The organism is Brucella tritici, from assembly GCF_902825325.1.
GTDB lineage: Bacteria > Pseudomonadota > Alphaproteobacteria > Rhizobiales > Rhizobiaceae > Brucella.
Genome location: NZ_CADEAR010000006.1, coordinates 32425 through 58765, shown reverse-complemented (window position 1 = coordinate 58765; position 26341 = coordinate 32425). Strand labels below are relative to the sequence as shown.

Sequence of the window (26341 nt, the reverse complement as noted above, 5' to 3'; positions counted from 1 at the left end):
CCCTTCAATGGCAACCTGATCTGAGCGCAGAAAACCCGATTCATGTCACAGGGTTATGACGGTCTGTTTTGAGGCGCAGAGAGCAATGTCCGCGCCTCTCCGTGTTGTAAGCGCTAGGCAACGAGCCCTATAAGTGGACCAACATAACGTGACTGCGGGCGAATGAGCTTGTTGGCTGCCACCTGTTCACGACAATGAGCCACCCAGCCCATGGTTCTTCCCATGGCGAAAACACAGGTGAAAGCTTCGCGTGGGAAACCTAGCCGTTCAAGCAACAGAGCGGTATAAAACTCGACATTGGTTTCGAGAGAACGATCTGGCTTATGGCGTTTGAGAACCGCAATGGCGGCCTTTTCCACAGCTTCGGCCAGTTCTACGCGATGTTTTCCGCGCTCGTGTCCAACAATTTCCATGCGTTTCAACGCCCCCTTCAAAGCATCGGCGCGAGGATCGCGTACACGATAAACCCGGTGACCGAACCCCATCAATCGTTCTCCATTCGTGACAGCGGTTTCGAGCCATCGTTCGGCGTTGTCGGGACTCCCGATCGCGTCCAGCATATCGAGTACAGGTCCCGGAGCACCGCCGTGCAGCGGCCCTTTTAAGGCGCTGAGCGCAGCAAGCAGCGAAGATGTCAAACCGGCACGCGTCGATGCTACGACGCGTGCGGCAAAAGTCGATGCGTTCAATCCGTGGTCGGAAACCGTCATGAGATAAGTGTCTAGCGCGGCAACTTCTGCTTCATGGGGCATTCCAGCATTCATCATGCGGAGGATGTCTGCGCTATGCGGAAGTGTCGGATCAGGACGAACAGGACGTCGTCCCTTGTGTGCACGCAGAATAGCAGTCGTGAAAACTGCCGGCGCAGCCATCAGATATAAGGCCGCAGTCAGATCGTCCACATCAGGAATGCGAGCCATCAATGCGCGGAGCGTTTCAACAGGTGATAGTTCCATCAACGTATCATCAAGCGCGTCCGTATGATTAAACATCTGCAAGCGCGCCTCACCGAGAGCTTTCTGTAATTCTGCACCTTGGGGTAGATTTTCGAAAAAACCATCCCACAAAAGCTCGATTCCGTCTTCAACGCTGCTTTGCGGAACCAGATCGTCCAGCGACCGACCGCGAATAACCAGCCGGCCTGCAAGCCCATCAACATCAGACAGCACGGTTTCAGCAGCAATCACATCTTCAAGTCCGCTATTCATGATCGTTCTCCTTGTTTGCCTTTCGACATTGAATCCAAGTATAGTTGACGTCAATCTTGATGAAATAGATCAATGTAGGGGGCAATATTGGACTGGCTAACAGCGGAAGAGGCCCTTGCCGTTCTTCAGACGAAGCCTCAGACCCTTTACGCGAATGTGAGCCGCGGCCGCATTCTGTCGAAGCCATTGCCTGATGATCCTAGACGCAGTCTCTATCGATCAGAGGATGTTCATCGTCTGGCTGGCAGACGTCCTGGTCGCAAGAGAGATAGTGTCGTTGCAGCCGACACTATTCGTTGGGGACTGCCAATCATGCGCTCGGGCATTTCAACCATCACGGATGGTCGGCTTCTCTATCGTGGGTTTGACGCTGCCGAACTATCTGAAACCGCTACATTGGAAGAAGTGGCGGCATTACTATGGCAGATGGATTTCGACAACATAACTAGCGGTGACAATGAAACGAATTTGGATGGCCACCAAATCGGCAGTACACCACTAGAACGGTTGTTTGCTGTTTTTGGCCTTCGCGCTGCAAATGATCTGCCGAGTTCAGGACGTTCAGCAGCAATTCTGCAGCACGAAGCTTTCGATTTGCTGCGGCTGTTCCACAATACCGTTCTTGGTGTTTCTGCATCCAGTATGCCAATGCATGAGCGCATTGCGCTGGCCTGGAAAAAGCCGCAGGCAAGCGATGTTATCCGACGCATTCTGGTGCTTCTGGCGGATCATGAACTCAATGCGTCGGCATTCGCCACCCGCGTTGCCGCTTCAACAGGTGCGCCGCTTTCGGCGACAGTTCTCGCAGGATTATCAACATTGATCGGCCCTCGGCATGGCCGTGCCGCAGCCGCGGCGGCTGCGATAGTTATAAAGACCCGACAGATCGGAGCGGAAGCGGCAATCAAAGACAAACTCAGACAAGGCACGCAATTACACTTCTTCGGTCATCCGCTCTATCGCGAAATGGGGGATGCTCGCGCCTCCGCATTGCTTGAACATCTGGAGCTACCTGCACCCTACCGCGATCTGGAACAAAGCGCAGCGAACATTCTTGGTGAGAAGCCGAATGTCGACTTCGCGCTTGCAGCCGCAACAGAAGTCTACGATCTGCCACCGGACGCGCCACTGCTTCTGTTTGCGCTTGGGCGTATCGTCGGCTGGCTGGCCCATGCATTGGAACAGGTGGATAGCGGATCGCTGATACGACCAAGAGCGGAATTCACTCCGCCTCTTGAATAGAGAAGTTCACTAAATCTTGTTCGCAAGGCCAGTATTTTCCGCCTGTAAAAAGTGGACATATGCACCCATGAACCAGAATCCGGTTGATCGGACCGCTTGCTTGGTGGCATGTCTCTAAAACTTGAACAAAATGCGAGGATCGAGCTGTGGACTTGGGCCTGAAGGGTCGAAAAGCAATTGTGTGCGCTTCGAGCAAGGGGCTTGGACGGGCCTGTGCGGAGGCGCTCGCCGAAGCCGGATGTGATCTCGTTCTTAACGGACGAAATAAAGAAACCCTCACTGCAACAGCGGAGAGAATGCGCCATATGTTTGGCGTGAAGGTTGAGGCGGTTGCTGCGGACGTATCTACTGCTGAAGGACAGGCTGAACTGCTTTCCGCCTGCCCTGCACCAGACATTCTCGTCAACAACAATGGTGGTCCGGCTTTCAAGGATTTCCGTCTTCTTGATCGCGACGCCATCCTTCAAGGTGTGACGCAAAATATGGTTACGCCCATAGAGCTGATCAAAGCGGTTATCGATGGGATGGTCGAGCGTCGTTTTGGCCGCATCGTCAACATCACATCGACATCCGTATACGCTCCTATTCCCGGACTGGATCTCTCATCGGGAGCCCGTGCTGGCTTGACGGCATTTCTTGCTGGTGTTGCCCGCACGGTCGCTGCCTCGAATGTGACGATCAACAATATCCTTCCTGGCGCCTTCGATACGGATCGTCTGCGCGGTGGTTTTGCATTCTCGGCCCAGAAAAATGGTACGACACCGGAGGCAGAGGCTGCGAAGCGGGCATCGGCGATTCCCGCAGGAAGAATCGGTCAGCCAAAAGAATTCGGTCAGGCCTGCGCTTTCCTTTGCTCGGAACATTCCGGGTTCATTACCGGGCAGAATCTCGTTATCGATGGCGGCGCGTATCAAAGTGCGTTTTAACAGCATCAAACGATAGATCTGCAAATTTGGAAAAACTCATTCTCGAAAACGGGCCTACTGAGATTTGAGCTAATGGACTAATAACAATAATGGCCCAGTGTGCGGAAGTCGTGTGCGGAACTTGTAAGCAAATACCACACCCGCCGAGTGCAAACGAGCTTTTGCCCTGCACAAAAGATTTTGGAAAGCGATGCGACCATGACCAAGAAAACACCTTCCACTTCCCGTTCGGATTTTGATGAAGCAGCTCTGTTCTTCCATCGTTATCCGAAGCCCGGGAAGCTGGAAATTCAGGCGACGAAGCCGCTTGGCAACCAGCGCGATCTGGCGCTGGCTTATTCGCCCGGCGTAGCCGCTCCCTGCCTCGCAATCCACGAAGATCCGGCAACTGCTGCTGAATACACTGCCCGCGGCAATCTCGTTGCTGTCGTATCAAACGGCACCGCGGTTCTTGGCCTTGGCAACATTGGCGCTCTCGCTTCCAAACCGGTGATGGAAGGCAAAGCCGTTCTCTTCAAGAAATTTGCTGACATCGACGTATTTGACATCGAAATCGATGCTCACGAAATTGATCGCATTGTTGACGTTGTGGCTGCTTTGGAGCCAACTTTCGGTGGGATCAATCTGGAGGATATCAAAGCGCCTGAGTGCTTCGAGGTTGAAGAACAGCTTCGCGCAAAGATGAACATTCCAGTCTTTCATGATGACCAGCACGGCACGGCGATCATCGTCGCATCGGCGGTCTTGAATGGTCTCGAACTTGCCGGCAAGAAAATCAGCGACGCCAAGATTGTTACGTCAGGCGCCGGCGCTGCGGCCCTTGCGTGTCTCAACCTTCTCGTCAATCTCGGCGCGAAGCGCGAAAATATCTGGGTCTGCGATCTTGAAGGCGTTGTCTACGAAGGCCGCAATACGCTGATGGATCGCTGGAAGGAAGTCTACGCACAGAAGACCGACGCGCGCGTTCTGGCCGATGTCATTGGCGGCGCTGACGTTTTCCTCGGTCTTTCGGCTGCCGGTGTGTTGAAGCCTGAACTTCTGAAGCAGATGGCTGAGAATCCGCTTATCATGGCGCTCGCCAATCCGAAGCCGGAAATCATGCCGGAAGAGGCTCGTGCGGCGCGCGCCGATGCCATGATTTGCACCGGACGTTCGGATTATCCGAACCAGGTCAACAACGTTCTCTGCTTCCCGTATATCTTCCGCGGCGCACTCGATGTTGGTGCGACTGCAATTAACGAAGAGATGAAGCTGGCGGCTGTTCGCGCAATTGCCGCGCTTGCCCGCGAGGAGCCTTCAGATGTTGCTGCACGCGCTTATTCCGGCGACACGCCAACTTTCGGGCCAGACTATATCATTCCGTCGCCGTTTGATCAGCGCCTGATTCTCCGTATAGCCCCGGCAGTGGCCAGGGCGGCCATGGATACTGGCGTGGCCACACGTCCGATCGAAGACATGGAAGCCTATCTTGATCGTCTGAACCGCTTCGTTTTTCGCTCCGGCCTCATCATGAAGCCGGTTTTTGCCGCAGCCCGTGCGCAGGAAAAGCCGAAGCGTATTATTTATGCTGACGGTGAGGATGAACGCGTGCTCCGTGCTGCGCAGGTCGTGATCGAAGAGCGCATTGCGGCTCCGATTCTCGTTGGACGCCCGCAGGTCATTGAAACCCGTCTGCGTCGCTACGGCCTCAAGATTCGTCCGGGAACGGATTTTGAACTCATCAATCCTGAAGACGACCCGCGCTATCGCGATTATGTCGACCTGTACCTCTCATATACTGGCAGACAGGGCGTAACGCCGGAGGCGGCACGCACTATCGTCCGCACGAATTCCACTGCGATTGCAGCTCTTGCCGTTATGCGCGACGAGGCGGACGCCATGATCTGTGGTCTTGAAGGTCGCTTCGAACGCCATCTGCGTGTCGTGCGCCAGATTATCGGCAAGGTTCCCGGTATCCGTGACTATTCCGCTTTGAGCCTGCTCATTTCGCAACGTGGCGCCCTCTTCCTCACAGACACTTATGTAAACGTCGAACCGAGCGCAAACGAAGTGGCTGAAATGGCAATTCTCGCTGCAAAGGAAATCAGCCGCTTCGGCATCGAGCCAAAGGCAGCTTTGGTATCGCATTCGAATTTTGGGTCGAAAGAATCTGCCAGCGCAGAAAAGATGCGTGAAGCTGCGGCAATTCTCGCAGAAAAAGCGCCGGAACTCGAATCCGATGGTGAAATGCATGGTGATTCCGCTCTCTCGCAGGCGCTGCGTGATCGCGTGTTCCCGAATTCGCGATTGAAGGGCGAAGCCAATCTTCTTGTTTTCCCGAACCTTGATGCGGCAAACATCACGCTGAACGTGGTCAAGATGGTTACGGACGCCCTGCATGTGGGCCCAATTTTGCTTGGCGCGGCACGCCCCGCACACATTCTGACCCCTTCGGTCACTTCGCGTGGCGTCGTCAATATGACTGCGCTGGCGGTGGTAGAGGCCTTGCAGAAATCAGGCGAAACACTTCGGAAGAAAAGGTAACCTCAAATAAATTAAGTTAGTAATACCTAATATAAAATTCCTTCGGCGAGTATAGTTGAATATACTCGCCGTTAGCATTTAATTTACTATATTTTTCAAACATGATATCGCCAGCATCGATTTCGAGGTTATCATGTTTTTTATTTCAATTAATTCTAATAGAACGCTGTTTTATTCAACACTCTTGATATTATCTGGAGCATTGGCTGGCTGTACGACTATACCGCCCGCAGAATTGTGCACGCCTGCAGAACAAAAACAGCTTAAGAAGCAACACCTCATCACCCAGTCAGCTCTTGATCGCAAAGAAGCGGAACTTTCTCGCTTGAAAAAGACCTCCGCACAGAATCGTTGCGTGGGCAGCTTGTTTACCCCTGCGGTCAAATCAGCGCAGTGCAAGGAATTGCTGACCAGAACAGATCGTGTGGTAACTGAATCCCAGACTTTGCGCGAGCGCCTCAATGAACTGAACATGGCGCTTGCTGGACGTCCATCCCTATCCAAATATGTTAAATCGTGCAAAGCTTCCTGGGTCGCATCCCCTAAGAAACCTCAATCGAAAACTGTCCTCGTACCACGGCAGAAATTCAAAGCGACAGCCAGGCCGCACGATGAGATGGCCAGCACCATTGCAATGCCTGCCTATGAAACTCCTGCTTCTGCCGAAGTAGAGAAAGTGGATTACACGTCGTCTGCGACGGTGCAGACCTCGAATACTACACCGGCCTATGTTGCGCCTGTCAAATTAGCTCCACCTGTGGAACGCCCCTATACGGCGAACGCAAAAGTCAGGGTTGTCGGGTCAGAGTTCTTTCCGGACCAATCAGTACCAGCAAGTCAGCCAGTTCCGGACCATGCGCCTGCCCCGTAAGCGCCAGTCGCAAGGGCATGAAAAGGTTCTTGCCCTTGCGTCCCGTTGCAGCTTTCACTGTATCCGTCCAGAGCCTCCAGGTTTGATGGTCCCAGGGAGCAGGCGGCAGCAAGGCAAAAGCCTCTTTCAGGAAAGCACGATCCTCTTCCGGAAAATCCGGTATTTCTGGCAGGTCGTCATCAACGATAGACCACCAATGAGCCGCATCCTTGAAACGATCAAGATTTCCCCGTACCGCCAGCCAGAAGGGCTCAGCCTTGTCGCCAGAAATGCCCAATGTTGCCAAGCGTGGCTGAGCTTCTGAAAACGGCATCTCGTGCAGAAGAGCGCGATTGAGCGTATCCAGTTCGGCAGGATCGAATTTTGCCGATGATTTCGATATGGATGCCAGATCGAAGCGCTCTGCCAAGCTTTCCATATTGGATGCCGCCGATACACTTTCCGATGTGCCAATCAGGATCGCCAGTGATGCCACTGCCATGGGCTCGAAGCCAGCTTCGCGCAATGATCCGACGGACAGAGCGCCGGTTCGTTTTGAAAGCCCCTCGCCCGAAATTGTCGTCAGCAGATTGTGGTGTCCGAAAATAGGAGCCTTGGCCCCCAGCGCCTCGAAAATCGCAATCTGTACGCCGGTATTGGTCACATGGTCGTCACCGCGGATGATGTGTGTAACACCAAGATCGATATCATCGACGACCGATGGCAGCGTATAGAGATAAGTGCCGTCTTCGCGCACGAGTACAGGGTCGGACATTGAGGCCAGATCGACAGTCTGCGGACCGCGAACCAGATCGTCCCAATGGACCTCCGTGCGTTTGGTATCGAATGGATCGGTTTCGAAATTGGGTAACAGGAAACGCCAGTGTGGCTTGCGTCCCTCAGCTTCGAAAGCGGCCCTCTCATCTTCGGTCAGCTTCAGTCCCTCGCGGCCATATACCGGTGGCAAACGACGCGCGAGACGTAGCTTGCGACGGCGCTCCAACTCATCCGCCGTTTCATAACAGGCATAGAGCAACCCGGCCTGTTTGAGCTTCTCCACTGCCTTACTGTAAACATCGAAACGCTTCGACTGATATTCGATGCGATCAGGTTTTACACCGAGCCAGTCGAGATCGACTGCAATTGCCTGCGCATATTCTTCCCGGGAGCGTTCAACATCGGTGTCGTCATAGCGCAGAATGAACTTGCCACCATTCTTCTGAGCGAACAGCCAGTTTGAAAGTGCTGTGCGCGTATTGCCAATATGAATATAGCCCGTCGGCGACGGAGCAAAACGAACGGTTACGGTCATTTTATTGTCTTTCAGCGGTCGCGGAAGCGGTTCGTTATAGGGTAGCGGCGATCGCGTCCGAAATTCTTCTTGGTAATTTTGACACCCGGCGCCGATTGTCGGCGCTTGTATTCAGCCAGATAGAGCAGATGCTCGATCCGCTGAACGGTCTCCAGCGGATGCCCGCGTTTGGCAATCTCTGTATTGCTCATTTCATTTTCGACGAGGCATTCAAGAATATCGTCGAGAACCGGATAAGGCGGCAAGCTATCCTGATCCGTCTGATTTTCACGCAGTTCAGCGGATGGCGCCTTGGAAATGATATTGTGTGGAATCACCTCAGCCGACGGGCCAAGCGCGCCGTTCGGTACATGGCTGTTACGCCACGCCGACATCGCGTAGACCTGCATCTTGTAGACATCCTTGATCGGATTGAACCCGCCATTCATGTCGCCATAAAGCGTCGCATAGCCGACCGACATTTCAGACTTGTTGCCGGTGGTGACAACCATCGAACCAAACTTGTTCGAAACGGCCATCAAAATCGTGCCGCGTGCACGGCTCTGCAAGTTTTCTTCCGTAACACCGCTCTCGGTTCCTTTGAAAAGCGGATGCAGTGCTTCAAGAAAGCCTTCAACTGGCGCAGAAATAGGAACAATATCGTAACGAACGCCGAGCGCCTTCGCACAATCAGCCGCGTCTTTCAGAGATTCATCGGATGTATAGCGGTAAGGCAGCATGATGCAGCGCACGCGATCCTTGCCCAATGCATCGACACCCAGAGCCGCACAGATTGCCGAGTCGATGCCGCCCGAAAGGCCGAGCACAACATCCTTGAAGCCGTTCTTGTTCACGTAATCCCGCAAGCCCAGCATGCAAGCGGAATAATCAGCTTCAAGCCCTTCTGGAAGAATGGCCTTCTCACCTTCTTCACAGCGCCAACCGCCATTCTCTCTGTGCCAGACGGTCAGCGTGATCTGCTCCGCGAATTGCGGCATTTGCAGGCAAAGCGACCGGTCAGCGTTGAATGCGAACGATCCACCATCGAAAACCAGCTCATCCTGGCCGCCAACCTGATTGGCATAAACCATTGGCAATTCGGTTTCGATCACCTGCTTCAGGACAACCTGATGGCGCCGGTCCATCTTCGCACGGTGATAGGGAGATCCGTTCGGTACAAGTAAAATCTCCGCGCCACTCTCGGCCAGCGTTTCCGCCACACCGAGTTCACCCCAAATGTCTTCACAGATTGGAATCCCGATGCGAACGCCACGGAAATTGATTGGTCCTGGCATTGGGCCTGCCTGAAATACGCGCTTCTCGTCGAACTCGCCATAATTCGGCAAGTCGACCTTGAACCGTTCGGCAATAATCTCGCCGCCATCCAGCACTGCAATGGAGTTATGCAGTCCACTTTCACGGCTGAGCGGTGCTCCTATGATGACACCGGGACCGCCATCGGCGGTATCGCTTGCAAGTTCGCGCACGGCCTGTTCGCATGCCGCAAGGAAGGAAGGTTTCAGAACCAGATCTTCCGGCGGATAACCGGAGATGAACAACTCTGTAAACAGAATGAGATCGGCCTTCATCCTGGCGGCCTCAGCGCGTGCCGCGCGTGCCTTGGTCAGGTTTCCGGCGATATCGCCCATGACGGGATTAAGCTGCGCAACGGCAATACGGAGCATGGCAAGATTCTCGTGAGAGGCTAACATGCCCAAGCTTTAGCGCGCTTGGGTAAGCAAATGCAACGGATGCAATCAATCGACCGCTTTGTTTGTCAGACCAGATATGTCTTGATGAGGATATAGCCCCATACCGCGGCGACGAACACGATGGAAATCAGAACAGCGAGCGACCCGCAATCCTTTGCAATCTGAATTTCCTTATGAAAATCCCGCGAGACGGCATCACAAGTCGCCTCGATGCCGGTGTTCAACACTTCCACGAGGATAAGAAACAGGATCGATCCGGTCATAAAAAGGAAAGCAAGCCCGGTCGGCGCAAGGAAAAAAGCCACTGGCAGAGACAGAAGAAAAAGCACCAGCTCCTGTTGAACTGCCTTTTCATGTCCTGCGAGGTACTTCAGTGCTCGCATGGAATTAAGAAAAGCCAGGAAAATCCGCTGCATCATTACCCTCAATCAAAATGGTTACAGCTTGGCCCGAAAATCAAAGCCGATTTTCAGAAAGCATAAAGCGTTCCTCGTGCATCCATTCGGACACATGCCGCTCCAAGGCAATCAATAGGTGAGTTTCCCCGAAATGCAACAGGGCGGAGATCGAAACCTCCGCCCTGCAAGTTCTGGAATGTTGGAAACCGTCAGGCGCTCGCGACCTGCTTGTCCGTACCGGCATCGCGCTCCTTCTTGAGGAGTTCGGCCAGCAGAAACGCCAATTCCAGCGCCTGATCGGCATTGAGACGTGGATCGCAATGCGTATGGTAGCGATCGTGCAGATCTTCTGCTGAAATCGCGCGCGCGCCGCCCGTGCATTCCGTCACGTTCTTGCCGGTCATTTCAACATGGATGCCACCTGGATGCGAGCCTTCGGCGCGATGAATCGCGAAGAAGGACTCCACTTCCTTGAGGATACGATCAAACGGACGCGTCTTGTAGCCACCGGCAGTGATCGTGTTGCCATGCATCGGATCACATGACCATACGACCTTGCGACCTTCCTTTTCGACAGCACGAATGAGCTGCGGCAGGTGATCGCCAACCTTGTCGTAGCCAAAGCGTGCAATCAGCGTCAGACGTCCTGCTTCGTTTTCCGGATTCAGAAGATCAATCAGGCGAATGAGATCATCCGGCTGCAGCGACGGCCCACACTTGAGACCGAGCGGATTCTTGATGCCGCGGCAGTACTCGATATGCGCATGGTCAGCTTGACGTGTGCGGTCACCGATCCAGATCATGTGGCCGGAGGTGCCGTACCAGTCGCCGGATGTCGAGTCCACACGGGTCAGCGCTTCTTCATATCCAAGAAGCAACGCTTCATGGCTGGTGTAGAAATCGGTTTCACGCAGCGAATGATTGCTATCAGCTGTGATTCCGATTGCCCGCATGAAATTCATGGTTTCGGAAATACGCTGCGCCAAAGCTGCATATCGTTCTGCCTGCGGGCTCTTGCCGACAAAGCCGAGCATCCACTGGTGAACGTTCTCCAGATTAGCGTAGCCGCCCTGGGCGAATGCACGCAGCAGGTTAAGCGTCGCCGCCGACTGACGGTATGCCATGTCCTGGCGCTGCGGATCAGGAATGCGCGAGGCCGCGTCAAATTCGATCCCGTTGATGATGTCACCACGGTAGGATGGCAGTTCCACGCCATTTAACGTTTCCATGTCCGATGAGCGCGGCTTGGCGAACTGACCGGCGATACGGCCAACTTTCACCACCGGCTTCGAAGCGCCAAATGTCAGCACGACGGCCATCTGAAGAAATACGCGGAAAAAGTCGCGGATGTTGTCCGCGCCATGTTCAGCGAAGCTCTCGGCACAATCACCGCCCTGAAGCAGAAATGCCTTGCCTTCCGCCACTTCGGCCAGTTGCTGCTTGAGCTTGCGCGCCTCACCTGCAAAAACCAGCGGCGGATAGGTGCGAAGACGGGCCTCAACGTCGTTCAGAGCCTGTGCGTCCGGATAAAACGGCACTTGCTTGATCGGTTTGTTTCTCCAGGAATGCGGGGTCCAGTTCTTCGTCATTTGTGCACCTGTTTGCTTCTATCCGCTCGATTTCTCTCGGATTATATCCTCCTTACACGAAAGCCGGAATCCCTTAACGGACAGCCCACATCTGACAATGATGGCAGCCTGCCCCGGAAAACCGGCGTGCGTGGTCGCGCTGATATAATGCAGGCTGAGACTTTATGCCAGCAATATTCGTTAACCGAAGAAACCGGTTGCGAAAGATTTAGCCGTCGACTTTCTCACCGTTCACGACACGATAGGTCGGCTTGTACATGGTGACCAGTTCTTCGGCCGCGGTCGGGTGGACCGCCATGGTGCGATCGAAGTCATCCTTGGTCGCACCAGCTTGAAGGGAAATACCCAGAAGTTGAGCCATTTCACCGGCATCCGGCCCCATGATGTGAGCGCCGACGACCCGACGGCTTGCTGCATCAACGATGAGCTTCATCAACATTTTCTCATTGCGGCCGGAAAGCGTGTTCTTCATCGGACGGAACAGCGCTCTGTAAACCTCGATTTCCGGATACTTCTTTGCAGCCTCATTCTCCGGCAAACCAACCGTGCCGATCTCCGGCTGCGAAAATACGGCGGTTGCAATCAGTTCGTGGTCAGGTTTCGTCGGATTGTCCTTGAAAGCCGTTTCGAGGAAACACATGGCTTCATGAATTGCCACCGGCGTAAGTTGAACGCGGTTCGTAACATCGCCCACGGCCCAGATATTCGCAATATTGGTACGCGAATAATCATCGACCGGTATAGCGCCGAGTTCGTCCGTCCTTACACCAGCTCTTTCCAGACCGAGACCAGTCGTGTTGGCCTTGCGCCCAATAGCCATCATTGCCTGGCCGACTTCCAATGTTTCGCCGTTGTTCAGCGAAATTTTCAGATTACTGTCGGACTGCTTCTCTATTTTCTCGAAAACCGCTTCACAAATGATGCGGATACCTTTTGCTTCCATCGTTTCATGCAAAAGATGTCGCAAATCCGGGTCGAAACGGGAGAGGATTTCCTTGCCTCGATAGACAAGTGTCGTTTCTACGCCAAGGCCATGGAATATGTTTGCGAATTCAACAGCAATATATCCGCCACCCGCAATGGCAATCGCTTTAGGCAGTTCAGCAAGATGGAACGCTTCATTAGAGCTGATGCAAAATTCATGTCCGGCCATAGTTTCAGGCATGCTCGGATGACCGCCGGTGGCGATCAGTATTTGATCTGCAGTGACGCGACGACCATCGGCCTTCAGTTCGATAGTATGCTCGTCAATCAATTCGGCACGGCTCGAAAAAATTTCAACTTTGGAATTCTGGAGACCCTTGGTGTAGAGCCCCTCAAGCCGGGTTATTTCCTTGTCCTTGGCATCGATCAGCTTTTTCCAGTCGAATGTTGATGCGCCAACATCCCAGCCATAACCGGCCGCATCTTCGAAATGCTCAGGAAACTGCGAAGCATAGACGAAAAGTTTCTTTGGCACACAACCGCGAATAACGCAGGTCCCGCCCATGCGATATTCTTCCGCAAGACCGACCTTCTTACCCATCGCTCCGGCGAGACGAGCTGCCCGCACGCCGCCGGAACCGCCGCCGATAACAAATAGATCATAGTCGAAGCCGGTCATGGGATTCTCCAATAAAACATTACGTTGGCCGATATGTAGGCAAAAGAAAAAGCCCGGCCAAGAGACCGGGCTTTCAAATTCAGCGTTACCGCAACAAATTACTGCTGTGCAGGCTGTGCTGGAGCTGCTGTTGCCCCCGCCTGAGCGGCCAGAACTTCAGCCACGCTGGTTGCCAGGTCTCGAGCGATGCCGTTCTGCCAGATATTTGCGGCTTTTACGACTTCACGCGTTACAATCGGGCCTTCCGACAGAAGCTTCTTGCCTGCAGCCGACGTATAGAATGCTGCAATGGCCTTTAGTTCGTCTTCTGAAAAAGCCTTCGCATAGGCGCGCGCGGATTCGGTTTCGAGGTCCGCGCGGCGAGAAGCGAGAGCCAAAGCCTTGTCATCGACAGTCTTGGTGATCAAAGCCTCCAGATTCGGGTCCTTCTGGATCAGCTCACCCTTCAGGGAGCGCGCTGCATTCGGCAGAATTTCGTCGAATTGCTCGGTAGCGTTAATTGCAGAAATAGCAGCACGAGCAGCTTCCAGGTGAGCTTCAGTGATTTCCTGTGCCGATGCTGCATGAATGCCCGACATCAGTACGAGCGCGGAAAACGGTGCAATCAGACGGCGAAAGCCAGTTGCCGGGATCATAAGGACAGTACTCCGTTCAATCAGTTCAAGACCGGTTCATGGTGCGGATGCCGTCGTTGCCGGCAATCACTGCCGCACGCGCCAGTCCGATGAAAAGTCCGTGCTCGACAACGCCTGGTATTGCGAAGAGAGCGTCAGATAGTGTCTTTGGATCGGGAATGCGGCCAAAAGATGCATCCACGATATAATGCCCACCATCTGTTACGAAGGGTGAGCCATCTTTTAAACGCAGTGCCAGCGGGCCCGCAAGACCACACTTTGCAGCTGCCTCTTCAATTGCGCGTATGGTTGCGCCGAGACCGAAACGGTTGACCTCCACGGGCAGTGGAAAACGTCCTAGCGTCTCGACCACCTTTGAACCGTCGGCAATAACGATCATCGCATCCGACGCGGCAGCAACGATCTTTTCGCGAAGAAGAGCACCACCGCCGCCTTTAATGAGCGAAAGATCGGTGTCGACTTCATCGGCACCATCCACAGTAAGATCAAGATGAGGCGTTTCATCAAGCGTTGTAAGCGGGACCCCGAGTTCCTCGCAAAGTTTCGCGGTGCGTTCGGAGGTAGGCACTCCAATGATCTTGAAGCCATTGCTTACCTTGTCGGCAAGCAGACGTACGAATTCCTCGGCCGTTGAACCTGTACCAATCCCCAGATGCATTCCGTCCTTGACGTGTGTGAGAGCTTCTGCGGCGGCAGCGATTTTCAGCTTGCGAGCTTCGTCCATACTTGAATTCCCGATATTCCCCTGCGGATTCTAATTGTAGTCTGGTTCGCCTCTAGCACGCGGATGCGGTACAACAAAGCGCCTATTCGAACTAGGGCGCAGAATTTCGGTTTTTGGAGCGTTTACTGATCGCAAGGTTGAGCGGGAGGCGACAATCAGATAGGAATTTCATATTCCCCATTTCACACACGAGAAACTAATGTCTGCTGCCAATCCCAAACCCATCATCGTTTTTGATCTCGACGGAACTCTTGTTGATACAGCACCAGACCTTCTCGATAGCCTTAATCACTGCCTCGCAATATCGGGCCTGAAGACAGCCGACCGTGAATCGTTGCGGAGATTCGTGGGGCAAGGTGGTCGCGTCATGATCGAACGTGCTTTTGCCGCACAGCAAAAACAGGCCAACGAAACGCAGCTCGACAATCTGGTCGAAGAGTTCCGTGAGCATTATGCCGATAATATGCCGGGGCATTCATCCTTCTTCCCGGGTGTTCTGGAGGCAATGGACCGCTTTTCGGCAAGTGGTTACGAGTTGGCGGTTTGCACGAACAAATTCGAGGCCTTGTCCGTAAAGCTCTTGACTGCCATGGGCGAAGCTGGACGATTTGCTGCAATCTGCGGAGCCGATACATTTGCTTATCGCAAGCCTGACCCGCGCCATCTCACCGAAACCATCGCACGGGCTGGCGGAAACCGCGAACGGGCCATTATGGTCGGAGACAGCCGAACCGACATCGACACCGCAAAAGCGGCTGGCATTCCCGTTGTTGCCGTAGACTTCGGTTATACCGATCTTCCAGTGCAGCACTACGATCCAAGCCGCGTGATTTCGCATTTTGATGAGTTTACTCTCGAAATGGCTGGAGAACTCATCGATGCGGTCATCGATCCCGTGTAATGGGAGAATGGCATTTGATTATGCAGCGTTTTCTTATAGTTGGCTTAGCGTATTCAGCCATCGTATCAATAGCGTCTGCAAACGACGGATCGCCGGGCTTGCCCGGCGTACAGCCACAGAAACCTATCGTGTCCGACCCACCCCCTGCTCCCGAACCGGATCAGAAGCCCAGTGGCAACTGGAAGAATTTTCGCGTCGGCAATACTGACGTGACTATCTCAGGCAGCGTCACCGTTGATGTCGGCACCAAGAACAGCAGGACGTCGGGTCGCTAATTCCGATAGGACCGTGCCAGCGCCGACAAAACCGCGGGCAGTTGAGCAGGCAGATCTTCGGCGACAAGTCCGTGACCGAAGCGACGCGCGGCATCGGCATGTATCCATACGGAAGCACAAGCCGCAGCGAACACGGGCATTCCCTGCGCAAGCAAGCCGCACATAATTCCCGTCAAGACGTCGCCTGATCCCGCTGTGGCGAGCAACGGCGTTCCATTGGAATTGACGATGGCCACGCCACCCGGTTCTGCGACCACGGTATCCGGGCCTTTATATATAATGACGGCATTGGCACGCTTTGCAGCCTCACGAGCCTTTCCGATCTTCGATACGGAACTCCGTGCAATGTCCGGAAACAGCCGTCGAAACTCTCCTTCATGCGGCGTCAGCATAAGCGCAGTCTTGGCGTTCTGCCGCCTATCGAACAGCTCATTTGGTTTCTGTTCAAAAGCCGTAATCCCGTCGGCATCCAGAACCAGACCGTGAAATCCTTCCAGTTCGCTGCTTGCGAGAAACAAGGCGTGGTCACGCGCGAATACCCGATTTCCATATCCCGGCCCAAGTACTGCGGCTGCGACCTTGCGTTCGGCAAAGAACTGCCCAACATCCTTCAAACCGCGAGTTTCACGGAGCATGATACTGGTCAGATGTGCAGCATTGACTGCCATTGCATCGGGTGGAGACAGAAGTGTTACCGCACCCGCTCCGCTGCGGGCCGCAGCGAGCGCTGACAGGCGAGCGGCACCGGTCGAATGAGCATTGCCGGAAAACACAGCAACATGACCGCGGCTATATTTATAAGCGTCAACGCCAAGTACCGGCAGGCTGCTTTCCCACAGGTCTGGAGCATTCTCGAAAACATGCGGTTCGATCGCGGCAAGTATGTGATCAGGAATACCGATATCTGCGACATGAAGAACACCGCAATGCGCCCTTCCCGGCTGTAGCAGATGACCGAGCTTCTTGCGAAAGAACGTAACTGTTGCGCGTGCTCGGATCGCCGTTCCGAGGATATCGCCGCTTTCGCCTGATATACCGCTTGGAAGATCAACTGCCACAACCGGCACATCAGAATTGTTGAGGGCGTCGATCGCGATGGCTTCTGCTCCACGAATGTCACGAGCCAGCCCTGCGCCGAATAAAGCATCTATTACACCGCCGAAACTTGCGACAGAGAATTCGCTGAAATTGGTAACGGACCCCTTGTAGAAAAGCGAGGCGCGCATGGCATCTGAACCTTTTTGCGGGGGAGCCGATGCGAAACATACGACTTCTAAGCCCGCTTCCAGTAGAAACTGCGCCGCGATGTAGCCATCACCACCATTGTTGCCGGGTCCGCATAGAACAGCGACGGGTGTATTGCGCGGAAACATCCGTTGCGCGACCTCTGCGACGGCACGCCCTGCCGCAAGCATCAGCGAGAAACCGTCCCTAACTCCTGTCTCAATTGTCTGGCGATCTGCTTCTGCCATTTCCTGCGGATTCAGCAACTCGTACATCGCATACCTTTTTCAACGTCGGTTCCCGGTGTGATTAAATACGCGGCACCGAACTTTATGCAAGTATGCTCTATTTTAAGGCGTAGTGACTAATTTTTAATCAGTGAAACTGGGGCTTTAAATCCTATTTCATGGTTCGCATGCAGAGACCTGCTTGCACAAGCATCGCTATTAGTGCCACTCTGCCTGCGGACGAATGAAATCGAAGAAAATTCATACACCACTTCAAACTGGCACACTTCATGCTTCTCTATTGGTGAAGCGGGCACAATGTCCATTTCCGAAGAAAAGCGGAGACCATTCTCTGATGAAAAAGATCGAAGCCATCATTAAGCCTTTCAAGCTAGATGAAGTGAAGGAAGCCCTTCAAGAAGTCGGCTTGCAGGGGATCACTGTCATCGAAGCCAAGGGCTTTGGACGACAGAAAGGTCACACCGAGCTTTACCGCGGCGCCGAATATGTCGTCGACTTTCTTCCCAAGGTGAAAGTTGAAGTCATCGTCGCAGACGAAACCGTGGACAGCGCCATCGAAGCCATCCGCAAGGCTGCCCAGACGGGACGCATCGGCGACGGCAAGATTTTCGTCTCTAACATCGAAGAAGTTATCCGTATCCGCACCGGTGAATCCGGCGTGGATGCCATCTGATAAGACCTGCGTACAATCCATCGTCGTGCAAACAGGGAATTAAAATGACGACTGCCAACGATATTCTCAAACAAATCAAAGACAACGACATCAAGTTCGTAGACCTTCGATTCACCGATCCGAAGGGCAAGCTGCAGCACGTTACGATGGATATCGGCCTCGTTGACGAAGACATGTTTGTTGACGGCGTGATGTTCGACGGCTCCTCTATCGCCGGCTGGAAGGCCATCAACGAATCCGACATGGTTCTGATGCCTGATCCGACGACAGCCCATATAGATCCATTCTTCGCTCAGTCGACACTGGTCGTTCTTTGCGATATTCTGGACCCGATCTCCGGTGAAGCTTACAGCCGTGATCCGCGCACGACCGCGAAGAAGGCCGAAGCCTACATGAAGTCGCTCGGCATCGGCGACACGGTCTATGTCGGTCCGGAAGCCGAATTCTTCGTCTTTGACGACGTGAAGTACAAGGCCGATCCGTACAATACCGGCTTCAAGCTCGACTCGACCGAACTGCCGTCGAATGATGATACTGATTATGAAACCGGCAATCTCGGCCACCGCCCGCGCGTCAAGGGCGGCTATTTCCCTGTTCCGCCGATCGACAGCGCACAGGACATGCGTTCCGAAATGCTCACTGTTCTGACGGAAATGGGCGTAACGGTTGAAAAGCACCACCATGAAGTGGCGGCGGCACAGCATGAACTCGGCGTCAAGTTCGACTCACTCGTTCGCAACGCCGACAAGATGCAGATATTCAAGTATGTCGTGCATCAGGTTGCCAACGCCTATGGCAAAACGGCAACCTTCATGCCAAAGCCGATTTTCGGCGACAATGGCTCGGGCATGCATGTTCACTTCTCGATCTGGAAAGACGGTAAGCCGACGTTTGCCGGCAATGAATATGCTGGCCTTTCTGAAAACTGCCTGTTCTTTATCGGCGGCGTCATCAAGCACGCCAAGGCTGTAAATGCATTCACCAACCCATCGACAAATTCGTACAAGCGTCTGGTGCCGGGCTATGAAGCTCCGGTTCTGCTTGCCTATTCGGCTCGCAACCGTTCGGCCTCCTGCCGTATTCCGTTCGGCAATTCGCCGAAGTCCAAGCGCCTGGAAGTTCGCTTCCCTGATCCGGCTGCGAACCCGTATCTGTGCTTTGCTGCCCTGCTGATGGCTGGTCTTGACGGCATCAAGAACAAGATTCATCCGGGCCAAGCCATGGATAAGGACCTTTACGATCTGCCTGCCAAGGAACTGAAGAAGATTCCGACCGTCTGTGGTTCGCTGCGTGAAGCCCTACAGTCGCTCGACAAGGATCGCGAGTTCCTGAAGGCTGGCGGCGTGTTCGACGACGATCAGATCGATAGCTTCATCGAACTCAAGATGGCCGAAGTTATGCGTTATGAAACGACGCCACATCCAGTCGAGTACGATATGTACTACTCGGTCTAAGAAAACTGCGCGGACGCCAATCCGTTCGCGCGATTTCTTTTGCTTTTACCGAGGGGAACGACGCGCAACATTTGATGATTGCGCGCGCAAAGAAACCCCGGAATTTCCGGGGTTTCTTCATCAGATAAAAGCGATAGTTTTGATATTTAAAGTGCTTGGAGCACGCGAGCGGCCATCATCATTTCGATTGCCCGCTTCTCCCGTCGTTCCACGGCTTCCGCGTCCGCCCCCCAATGCTCGATAGTCCAATCTTCATCGAGATGGGCCAGATTCCAGCCTTGTTCTGCGGTGACTTCGCCTTTCGCAATAGCAAGTGCAATAATCGCTGACCCGGTCAGCGTCGTCATCGTATGCAGTGACGCCAGCGCGATTGGATCTTTGTAGCCAGCCAGATGAACGCCGAATGCGGCTATGGCTTCCCGTGGTTGTTCGATATGCATCACACCTTCTGCAAGCGAAAACCTGGCGCCGAGGCCTTCCATCCAATCGATGAGGGGATCCCATAGCTTGGTCTGCCGAGAAACGAGTTCCTGCGGACTATCCGCACGATAGCAAAGCATATCCGTACCTGCGAAACGTAGAATATCCTCGAAAACCGCTTGTGGGTCCTGCGCAATTCCGTCGATCGCTGTGTTCACCAGGCGGGTCGCAGGCATCTTTCCCGGATCGATGACCTTTTCCTGAGCCGCGAATTCGTCCGCCACGATCAGGGCAGCTGCTTCGGTCGGCAATAGCAGAAGGTTGCGCGCCGGTGTCTTGACGGGGCGACCATCCAGATGGACGGCAAAGCCGCCTTCAACTTCTGCAACGTCTGCTTTTTCGTAGAAACGTTTTGGCAGCGGTGCCAGCATCTGCTTTTGGGCTCGCACAATCGGATTTTCATCCGAAAGCTGCTTTCCGGCTTCGAGATCGCTCAATATATCACGCATAGATTTATCCAGTTCTATATCGCTGGCTTGGTGGAGGCTCAACAATTAGAGAACCTGTTCATCCATAGCTTGCAGCAATGCATGGAGTTCGGATGGCGCTTCCAGAATGTGATGCGCGCCAGCATCTATCAATCCCTGCCTGTTATGATACCCCCAGGAGACGCCCGCCGCCATAGCGCCCGCCGAGCGAGCCATCTGCATATCATAAACGGCATCGCCGATAACAATCGTTCGGCTGGGTTCTATCCCCATTTCCAAACAGGATTCAAGCACCATTGCCGGATGTGGTTTTGACGGGCAATCGTCGGCGGTACGTGTCACCACAAAATGATGTCCGATACCATGACGCTCGAAAACAGACCGCACACCGCGCTGGGATTTTCCGGTCACAATGCCAAGCAGGAGGTCATCCCTCGCCCCAAGCTCGGTCAGAAGCGGTAGAATGCCATCGTAGAGCGGCTCTGCGAAATCGGGAGCCTGTCGCAACATCACAAAGTTTTCCTTGTAGCGTTGCGTCAGCCAATGCACCTGCTCGTCCGGTTCGCGCTTCAAAAGCTTCGCAATTGCCAGATGTAGCGACAGGCCGATAATCGAATGGGTCTCCTCGATTGCAGGAGGTTCCAGACCGGCATCGGCAAAACTCGTTGTCATGCATCTGTGAATGAAGTCACCGCTGTCGACCAGCGTACCGTCGCAATCAAAAAGGACCAGTTTCATCGGGCGTTGGAAACCTTTGCCGGTTTGTTGATAATTATCAGTCCGCAACCGATCAGTGCAAGAGCTGCGAATATTTTCCAGCTCAGAGGCTCGTTCAAGATGAGACCGCTCAATAACACGCCGAACGCAGGTGTGAGGAAAGCGAAATTCGAAAGTTTCGACGCGGGATACCGGCGCACCATCCAGAACCAGAGTGGATAGGTGAAAGCCACTACGAATATAGCCTGAAAAAGGAAAGCGGATATAGACAGTACATCCGGATTGCGAAGCAACGGACCGCTCAACGTGATGAACGGTAGAGGCACGAGGGTCGCGACCACCAGCTGATAGAGAAGCGTTTTTTCCGGAGCCGTATAGGCTAGCCGGGTTCGCTTGATGACCAGCGTGGTAAGTCCCCACAGCACGCCAGACACCAGTGCAAGCATATCGCCATAGATCGCATGCGGTCCTGGTCGGCTGACATGATCGGAGAAGACGAGAAACACACCCAAAAACGCGATGCACATGCCAATGAAAGCACGCACAGACATCTTCTCGCCGAGAAGGAAATGACTGCCAATAGCGACCCAGAATGGCATGACATTCATCATAAGCGTAACACGCCCCACGCTCGTCAGCTCCATCGCCAGAAAAATCAGAACGAATTCGCTTCCGAACAGCAGCCCGGCGGCAATTCCGGCCCAGAGCGTACCATCACGTTTGAAAAGAGGGATGTGACGCCAATAGCACCAGAGAAAAACGCATATACCGCCGAGCGCAGCCCGCCCCGCCGCCATCAACATGGGATTGAATCCTCGGTTGCCTATCTTGATGGCAACCTGATTGAGCCCCCAGCTGAACATGATGAACATGACCAGCATGATGGCCAGCCCATCGAACGAAACTCGTCCTTCGGACGATCCCCCCGCTTCGCCTGACATTTTTAATCTTCCGCACTTTCCTCATCGAAGCCAAGCAGGTTCCATGACTGCACCATATGTGGCGGCAATGGCGCCGTCACATCGATAATGCCGCCCGACGGGTTTGGGATGCGAATACGCCGCGCATGAAGATGCAGTCGTTTTTGTATCCCGCCCGGAAACTCCCAATTCTGGTCAGCTTCAAAATATTTTGGATCACCGATGATGGGATGACCGATATAGGCGGCATGAACGCGCAGCTGGTGCGTCCTGCCGGTATAAGGTTCCATCTCGAGCCAGGTCAGGTTGTTCCCGGCCTTCTCGATGATGCGATAATACGAAACAGCATGATCGGAATCCGGTTCGCCGTGCTGGCAGACCCGCATCTTGTCTCCGTCCGGCGTCTGTTCCCTAACCAGCCAAGTGGAAATCTTGTCCTCGCGCTTACGTGGAACGCCTTTAACCAAAGCCCAATATGTCTTCTTGGTATCACGTTCACGGAAGGCGGCAGTCAGGGCCTGTGCTGCGCCACGCGTGCGCGCTACAACCAGTACCCCTGAAGTGTCACGGTCGATACGATGCACAAGACGCGGCTTTTCGCCCTTCTTGTTGCGCCATGCCTCCAGCATTCCATCAACATGTCGCGTTACGCCTGAACCGCCCTGCACGGCGAGACCTGCGGGCTTGTTGAAAACGTACACTTTCGGGTCTTCATAGAGAAGCATCTGCGAAAGCACGTCGCCGTCCTGCTGGCTGCGGATTGTCCGCGCCGTAACCGGTCCGGTGGCTTTTTCATCAACGCCAAGAGGTGGAATACGAACCGTCTGCCCGGCTTGCACGCGCGTATCTGCCTTGGCCCTTGAGCCGTCGATACGAACCTGCCCCGACCGCAGAAGCTTCTGCAGATGGCCGAAACCCAGCCCCGGATAATGGACCTTGAACCAGCGATCGAGCCGCATTCCCGCCTCGCCTGTATCCACAATCTTCTGTTCAACGCCTGCCATGGAGAAACCCGATCAACTCTTGCAATTGCGGTGCGTACGCGCGCGCCGGTCATTTAGTCCTGTCAATAGACGCGAGTTCCGACGATTGCTAGGCAGAATTCCCGAAAACTGCAATTTGGCTACATTCGCGGAAAACAGCTCAGCTTTCACCAAAGAGTTCGATTCCAGCTGCTGAATCTTCACACTCGGTTACATGCGTTTTTAATTTATGGTCGATCTTGACACCCAATCGCCACTTCTTCCCGCCATCAGATATTGATAGAACAACGGGCCTATACCATTTAGTCCCGTGAAATAGAACGAGCGGGAGTGCGAAAGTGTCATTGCTCAAAATCTACTGGCGAGCCATGGAATACCTTGCTGTCGAGAAGACTGCAACGATTACCATGTGTGTTGCCAGCGTGCTGGTTGCCCTGGTTACCCTTGCTGAACCAATTCTGTTCGGCCGGGTCATTCAGGCTATCTCTGACAAGGGCGATATTTTCTCGCCTCTTGCGATGTGGGCTGCACTCGGCGGCTTCAACATCGTTGCCGCAGTCTTTGTGGCACGGGGAGCGGACCGTCTCGCACACCGTCGCCGTCTGGGCGTGATGATCGATTCCTATGAGCGTCTCATCACGATGCCGCTTTCGTGGCACCAGAAGCGCGGTACGTCCAACGCACTCCATACACTGATCCGTGCAACGGACTCACTTTTCACACTCTGGCTCGAATTCATGCGCCAGCATCTGACGACAATCGTTGCTCTGGCGACGCTTATCCCGGTTGCCATGAACATGGATATGCGCATGTCGCTGGTGCTTATCGTGCTCGGCGTCATTTATGTGATGATCGGCCAGCTCGTCATGCGCAAGACCAAGGACGGCCAGATGGCTGTCGAGAAGCATCACCATAAGCTGTTCGAACATGTCAGCGATACGATCAGCAATGTCTCGGTCGTGCAGAGCTACAACCGTATCGCTTCGGAAACCCAGTCCCTGCGCGATTATGCCAAGAATCTTGAGAAGGCGCAGTTCCCTGTCCTTAACTGGTGGGCGCTGGCCAGCGGCCTGAACCGCATGGCATCGACCTTCTCAATGGTGGTGGTTCTCGTTCTCGGTGCCTATTTCGTAACCAAGGGCCAGATGCGCGTCGGTGACGTGATTGCCTTTATCGGCTTTGCGCAGTTGATGATCGGTCGTCTCGACCAGATCAGCGCTTTCATCAACCAGACGGTTACGGCACGTGCCAAGCTTGAAGAATTCTTCCAGATGGAAGACGCCACGGCTGATCGTCAGGAACCACAGAACGTTTCGGACCTTACCGACGTCAAGGGCGACATCGTTTTCGACAATGTTACCTTCGAGTTTCCGAATTCCGGTCAGGGCGTCTACGACGTGTCCTTCGAGATCAAGCCGGGACAAACGGTAGCTATCGTCGGCCCAACCGGTGCGGGCAAGACCACGTTGATCAATCTACTGCAGCGTGTTTTCGATCCCGCAGCTGGCCGCATCACGATTGATGGAACGGATACGCGTACCGTCAGCCGTCGCTCGTTGCGTCATGCTATTGCAACCGTCTTCCAGGATGCGGGCCTGTTCAATCGTTCGGTTGAAGAGAATATTCGTGTCGGTCGCGAAAGCGCTACGCATGAGGAAGTGCATGCCGCAGCGCACGCGGCTGCAGCCCATGACTTCATTCTGGCCAAGAGCGCCGGCTACGATACCGTCGTCGGTGAACGCGGCTCGCAGCTTTCGGGTGGGGAACGCCAGCGTCTGGCAATCGCTCGAGCAATCCTGAAAGATTCACCGATCCTCGTTCTTGACGAAGCCACGAGTGCGCTCGATGTCGAAACCGAAGAAAAAGTGAAGCAGGCGGTTGATGATCTCAGCCACAACCGCACGACTTTCATCATTGCGCATCGTCTTTCAACGGTTCGCTCTGCTGACCTGGTTCTGTTCATGGATAAGGGACATTTGGTCGAGAGTGGCAGCTTCGATGAACTTGCCACACGCGGTGGGCGCTTTACCGACCTTCTCCGTGCAGGTGGTCTCAAGCTGGAAGACACCGCACCCAAGGCAGCTGAGGGTAGTAATGTGATGCCCTTCCCGTCTAAAGGTGCAGTTGGTTAAACTGTAAAACTATTAAAAACCCGCGATGATTTCATCGCGGGTTTTTCGTGTTCAGTATGAGGGCGGAAACTAGAAGTATGCTCTAATATATTGTTTTATTTATATATTGTGCGTTGACGTATCGAAAAGACTATAACAATTACGGCCTTTACCCTTCGCTTCATAGAGCGCAACGTCCGCATTGCGGGCCAGCGCTTCTGGCGTCGAACCGTCGCGGGGTGCGAGTACTGCGCCAACGCTTGCCGAAATACCCAGATTGACGCCGTGAATGACAAAGGGTTCACGGAAAGCTTTAACGACCCTTCCTGCCACCACCTCAATGATTTCGACGCAATCTTCATCAGGAAGAATGACAGCAAATTCGTCACCGCCCACACGTACAGGGATGTCGCTTTCTCGCAAGGCAGAACGCAAACGTTGCGCTGCTTCAATCAGAAGCGCGTCGCCCATCAGGTGGCCATAAGTGTCGTTGACTGCCTTGAACCGATCGAGATCGATCAGCAGCGCACCAATCGGCTTTCCCTCTCCTAAGGCTTTTTCGATCAGTGGAACGGCAAGCTCGGTAAGAGCCCCGCGATTATAAAGCTTGGTCAACCGATCGGTCAGCGCAAGGCGCTTGAGAGCGGTGGAATCATCGCTTAAAAATTTGTTGGCCCTTTGCAGGCGTAGCAGCCCGCTGGCAACGCGGGCGAAGTCCTCGAGCTTGGCTCGCTCTGCATCCGAGATTTTTCGTGGCTTGCTATCGACAATACATAGCGAGCCGACCGTCAATCCGGCATCGATAGACACCGGTGCTCCGCCATAGAAACGGAAACGAGGTTCCCCGGTCACATAGGGCATCGAACAGAAGAAATCGTTCTCAACCATATCTTCGATCACGAAGAACTTGCCGCTTTCCACGACGAAGGTGCATGCGGTCAGTTCGCGCGGACAACTGCTGACCTTTTCGCCAGCGTTGGCCGCGATGCGCTGCCAGTCCTCATCGATAATGTTGAGAGCAGACGTGCTGACGCCAAAGACCTCTTTCACAAGCGATACGAGCGTATCCAGTTCTGGCAGTCCGAGGCTGGAGACGGAAATGAGGCTGCGGACGCTTTCAAGTCGCTCGACTTCATTTGCAGGAACAGAAAAAGGCTTCTTGTCTGTCATCGAACTATAGGTATCCGCATTCATCATTTTCACCGTCATCCGCGCTCCCTTCCCAA

The 26341-nt window shown here is 54.0% G+C and carries 23 protein-coding genes; 9 read left to right on the top strand and 14 right to left on the bottom strand.

Annotated elements, in window-relative coordinates:
- Positions 1–113: 113 nt before the first annotated feature.
- Positions 114–1208 carry a citrate synthase/methylcitrate synthase gene (locus HWX93_RS10230; RefSeq protein ID WP_176037310.1) on the bottom strand — a complete coding sequence of 365 codons (1095 nt, stop codon included), beginning with the start codon at positions 1206–1208 and terminating at the stop codon, positions 114–116.
- 87 nt (positions 1209–1295) lie between these two features.
- On the opposite strand from HWX93_RS10230, the gene HWX93_RS10225 reads away from it, so the two are divergent.
- The 4 genes from HWX93_RS10225 (at position 1296) to HWX93_RS10210 (ending at position 6770) form a co-directional block, all read left to right on the top strand.
- Complete coding sequence (locus tag HWX93_RS10225; protein ID WP_176037309.1) at positions 1296–2450, top strand: citrate synthase; 1155 nt, start codon at positions 1296–1298, stop codon at positions 2448–2450.
- A 146-nt stretch (positions 2451–2596) separates the two neighbouring features.
- Entirely contained in the window at positions 2597–3376 is a 780-nt protein-coding gene (locus HWX93_RS10220) for an SDR family oxidoreductase (protein WP_176037308.1), read from the top strand.
- 198 nt (positions 3377–3574) lie between these two features.
- Entirely contained in the window at positions 3575–5899 is a 2325-nt protein-coding gene (locus HWX93_RS10215; protein ID WP_176037307.1) for an NADP-dependent malic enzyme, read from the top strand.
- Between the two features lie 133 nt (positions 5900–6032).
- Entirely contained in the window at positions 6033–6770 is a 738-nt protein-coding gene (locus tag HWX93_RS10210) for a hypothetical protein (RefSeq protein ID WP_176037306.1), read from the top strand.
- Here HWX93_RS10210 and gltX read toward each other — a convergent pair.
- From gltX to rpiA, 7 genes are all read right to left on the bottom strand, one after another.
- Positions 6688–8061, bottom strand: a complete 1374-nt coding sequence (gene gltX / locus HWX93_RS10205) for a glutamate--tRNA ligase (RefSeq protein WP_176037305.1) — start codon at positions 8059–8061, stop codon at positions 6688–6690. The genes HWX93_RS10210 and gltX overlap by 83 nt on opposite strands.
- A gap of 11 nt (positions 8062–8072) precedes the next feature.
- Positions 8073–9752: an NAD+ synthase gene (locus HWX93_RS10200; RefSeq protein WP_176037304.1), complete on the bottom strand. Its 1680-nt coding sequence runs from the start codon at positions 9750–9752 to the stop codon at positions 8073–8075.
- 65 nt (positions 9753–9817) lie between these two features.
- On the bottom strand, positions 9818–10168 hold the full coding sequence (locus HWX93_RS10195; RefSeq protein WP_109988175.1) for a diacylglycerol kinase: 351 nt from the start codon (positions 10166–10168) through the stop codon (positions 9818–9820).
- Positions 10169–10359: 191 nt separating this feature from the next.
- Positions 10360–11739: a class II 3-deoxy-7-phosphoheptulonate synthase gene (locus HWX93_RS10190; RefSeq protein ID WP_061346255.1), complete on the bottom strand. Its 1380-nt coding sequence runs from the start codon at positions 11737–11739 to the stop codon at positions 10360–10362.
- Between the two features lie 208 nt (positions 11740–11947).
- On the bottom strand, positions 11948–13342 hold the full coding sequence (gene gor / locus HWX93_RS10185) for a glutathione-disulfide reductase (protein ID WP_176037303.1): 1395 nt from the start codon (positions 13340–13342) through the stop codon (positions 11948–11950).
- 98 nt (positions 13343–13440) lie between these two features.
- Positions 13441–13977 carry a DUF2059 domain-containing protein gene (locus HWX93_RS10180; RefSeq protein ID WP_109988178.1) on the bottom strand — a complete coding sequence of 179 codons (537 nt, stop codon included), beginning with the start codon at positions 13975–13977 and terminating at the stop codon, positions 13441–13443.
- A 25-nt stretch (positions 13978–14002) separates the two neighbouring features.
- Positions 14003–14701, bottom strand: a complete 699-nt coding sequence (gene rpiA / locus HWX93_RS10175) for a ribose-5-phosphate isomerase RpiA (RefSeq protein WP_109988179.1) — start codon at positions 14699–14701, stop codon at positions 14003–14005.
- A 199-nt stretch (positions 14702–14900) separates the two neighbouring features.
- Here rpiA and HWX93_RS10170 point away from each other — a divergent pair, with 199 nt between their 5' ends.
- Together HWX93_RS10170 and HWX93_RS23205 are read left to right on the top strand one after the other, a co-directional pair.
- Positions 14901–15602: an HAD family hydrolase gene (locus HWX93_RS10170; RefSeq protein WP_109988180.1), complete on the top strand. Its 702-nt coding sequence runs from the start codon at positions 14901–14903 to the stop codon at positions 15600–15602.
- Positions 15602–15877 (top strand): hypothetical protein, encoded by a 276-nt coding sequence (locus tag HWX93_RS23205; protein ID WP_328700170.1) that lies wholly within the window; start codon positions 15602–15604, stop codon positions 15875–15877. Before HWX93_RS10170 ends, HWX93_RS23205 begins: the two co-directional genes overlap by 1 nt.
- Here HWX93_RS23205 and HWX93_RS10160 read toward each other — a convergent pair.
- Positions 15874–17376, bottom strand: coding sequence for an NAD(P)H-hydrate dehydratase (locus HWX93_RS10160; protein WP_176037302.1), 1503 nt, complete (start codon positions 17374–17376; stop codon positions 15874–15876). The two genes, HWX93_RS23205 and HWX93_RS10160, sit on opposite strands and share 4 nt — an antisense overlap.
- A 307-nt stretch (positions 17377–17683) precedes the next feature.
- On the opposite strand from HWX93_RS10160, the gene HWX93_RS10155 reads away from it, so the two are divergent.
- Entirely contained in the window at positions 17684–18022 is a 339-nt protein-coding gene (locus HWX93_RS10155; RefSeq protein ID WP_002964122.1) for a P-II family nitrogen regulator, read from the top strand.
- Between the two features lie 44 nt (positions 18023–18066).
- Positions 18067–19476, top strand: coding sequence for a type I glutamate--ammonia ligase (gene glnA, locus HWX93_RS10150; protein WP_109988182.1), 1410 nt, complete (start codon positions 18067–18069; stop codon positions 19474–19476).
- 146 nt (positions 19477–19622) lie between these two features.
- On the opposite strand, the gene HWX93_RS10145 is transcribed toward glnA, so the two are convergent.
- From HWX93_RS10145 to HWX93_RS10130, 4 genes are read right to left on the bottom strand one after another with little or no spacing between them, the layout of a single operon-like run.
- The gene (locus tag HWX93_RS10145; RefSeq protein WP_109988183.1) at positions 19623–20405 is read right to left on the bottom strand and encodes an ATP12 family chaperone protein; all 783 of its coding nucleotides are present in this window, start codon (positions 20403–20405) and stop codon (positions 19623–19625) included.
- 45 nt (positions 20406–20450) lie between these two features.
- Positions 20451–21122, bottom strand: a complete 672-nt coding sequence (locus HWX93_RS10140; protein WP_109988184.1) for an HAD-IA family hydrolase — start codon at positions 21120–21122, stop codon at positions 20451–20453.
- Positions 21119–22042 carry a DMT family transporter gene (locus HWX93_RS10135; RefSeq protein ID WP_109988185.1) on the bottom strand — a complete coding sequence of 308 codons (924 nt, stop codon included), beginning with the start codon at positions 22040–22042 and terminating at the stop codon, positions 21119–21121. Before HWX93_RS10135 ends, HWX93_RS10140 begins: the two co-directional genes overlap by 4 nt.
- Before the next feature lie 2 nt (positions 22043–22044).
- Positions 22045–23025 carry an RluA family pseudouridine synthase gene (locus tag HWX93_RS10130; RefSeq protein ID WP_061346245.1) on the bottom strand — a complete coding sequence of 327 codons (981 nt, stop codon included), beginning with the start codon at positions 23023–23025 and terminating at the stop codon, positions 22045–22047.
- Positions 23026–23342: 317 nt separating this feature from the next.
- Here HWX93_RS10130 and HWX93_RS10125 point away from each other — a divergent pair, with 317 nt between their 5' ends.
- Positions 23343–25136 (top strand): glucan ABC transporter ATP-binding protein/ permease, encoded by a 1794-nt coding sequence (locus tag HWX93_RS10125; protein ID WP_109988186.1) that lies wholly within the window; start codon positions 23343–23345, stop codon positions 25134–25136.
- Between the two features lie 99 nt (positions 25137–25235).
- Here the strand turns inward: HWX93_RS10125 and HWX93_RS10120 are convergent, their stop codons facing one another.
- The gene (locus HWX93_RS10120) at positions 25236–26324 is read right to left on the bottom strand and encodes a sensor domain-containing diguanylate cyclase (RefSeq protein ID WP_109988187.1); all 1089 of its coding nucleotides are present in this window, start codon (positions 26322–26324) and stop codon (positions 25236–25238) included.
- Positions 26325–26341: the final 17 nt, after the last annotated feature.

Bases quoted from the DNA above. Each gene is read 5' to 3' on its own strand.
- HWX93_RS10200 (WP_176037304.1), bottom strand. From the start codon at position 9,752: ATGTTAGCCTCTCACGAGAATCTTGCCATGCTCCGTATTGCCGTTGCG.
- HWX93_RS10230 (WP_176037310.1), bottom strand. From the start codon at position 1,208: ATGAATAGCGGACTTGAAGATGTGATTGCTGCTGAAACCGTGCTGTCT.
- rpiA (WP_109988179.1), bottom strand. From the start codon at position 14,701: ATGGACGAAGCTCGCAAGCTGAAAATCGCTGCCGCCGCAGAAGCTCTC.
- HWX93_RS23205 (WP_328700170.1), top strand. From the start codon at position 15,602: ATGGGAGAATGGCATTTGATTATGCAGCGTTTTCTTATAGTTGGCTTA.
- HWX93_RS10195 (WP_109988175.1), bottom strand. From the start codon at position 10,168: ATGCAGCGGATTTTCCTGGCTTTTCTTAATTCCATGCGAGCACTGAAG.
- HWX93_RS10210 (WP_176037306.1), top strand. From the start codon at position 6,033: ATGTTTTTTATTTCAATTAATTCTAATAGAACGCTGTTTTATTCAACA.
- HWX93_RS10130 (WP_061346245.1), bottom strand. From the start codon at position 23,025: ATGGCAGGCGTTGAACAGAAGATTGTGGATACAGGCGAGGCGGGAATG.
- HWX93_RS10215 (WP_176037307.1), top strand. From the start codon at position 3,575: ATGACCAAGAAAACACCTTCCACTTCCCGTTCGGATTTTGATGAAGCA.
- HWX93_RS10135 (WP_109988185.1), bottom strand. From the start codon at position 22,042: ATGTCAGGCGAAGCGGGGGGATCGTCCGAAGGACGAGTTTCGTTCGAT.
- HWX93_RS10120 (WP_109988187.1), bottom strand. From the start codon at position 26,324: ATGACGGTGAAAATGATGAATGCGGATACCTATAGTTCGATGACAGAC.
- HWX93_RS10180 (WP_109988178.1), bottom strand. From the start codon at position 13,977: ATGATCCCGGCAACTGGCTTTCGCCGTCTGATTGCACCGTTTTCCGCG.
- HWX93_RS10190 (WP_061346255.1), bottom strand. From the start codon at position 11,739: ATGACGAAGAACTGGACCCCGCATTCCTGGAGAAACAAACCGATCAAG.
- HWX93_RS10145 (WP_109988183.1), bottom strand. From the start codon at position 20,405: ATGCGTGATATATTGAGCGATCTCGAAGCCGGAAAGCAGCTTTCGGAT.
- HWX93_RS10160 (WP_176037302.1), bottom strand. From the start codon at position 17,376: ATGTACGAGTTGCTGAATCCGCAGGAAATGGCAGAAGCAGATCGCCAG.
- HWX93_RS10140 (WP_109988184.1), bottom strand. From the start codon at position 21,122: ATGAAACTGGTCCTTTTTGATTGCGACGGTACGCTGGTCGACAGCGGT.
- HWX93_RS10155 (WP_002964122.1), top strand. From the start codon at position 17,684: ATGAAAAAGATCGAAGCCATCATTAAGCCTTTCAAGCTAGATGAAGTG.
- gltX (WP_176037305.1), bottom strand. From the start codon at position 8,061: ATGACCGTAACCGTTCGTTTTGCTCCGTCGCCGACGGGCTATATTCAT.
- glnA (WP_109988182.1), top strand. From the start codon at position 18,067: ATGACGACTGCCAACGATATTCTCAAACAAATCAAAGACAACGACATC.
- gor (WP_176037303.1), bottom strand. From the start codon at position 13,342: ATGACCGGCTTCGACTATGATCTATTTGTTATCGGCGGCGGTTCCGGC.
- HWX93_RS10170 (WP_109988180.1), top strand. From the start codon at position 14,901: ATGTCTGCTGCCAATCCCAAACCCATCATCGTTTTTGATCTCGACGGA.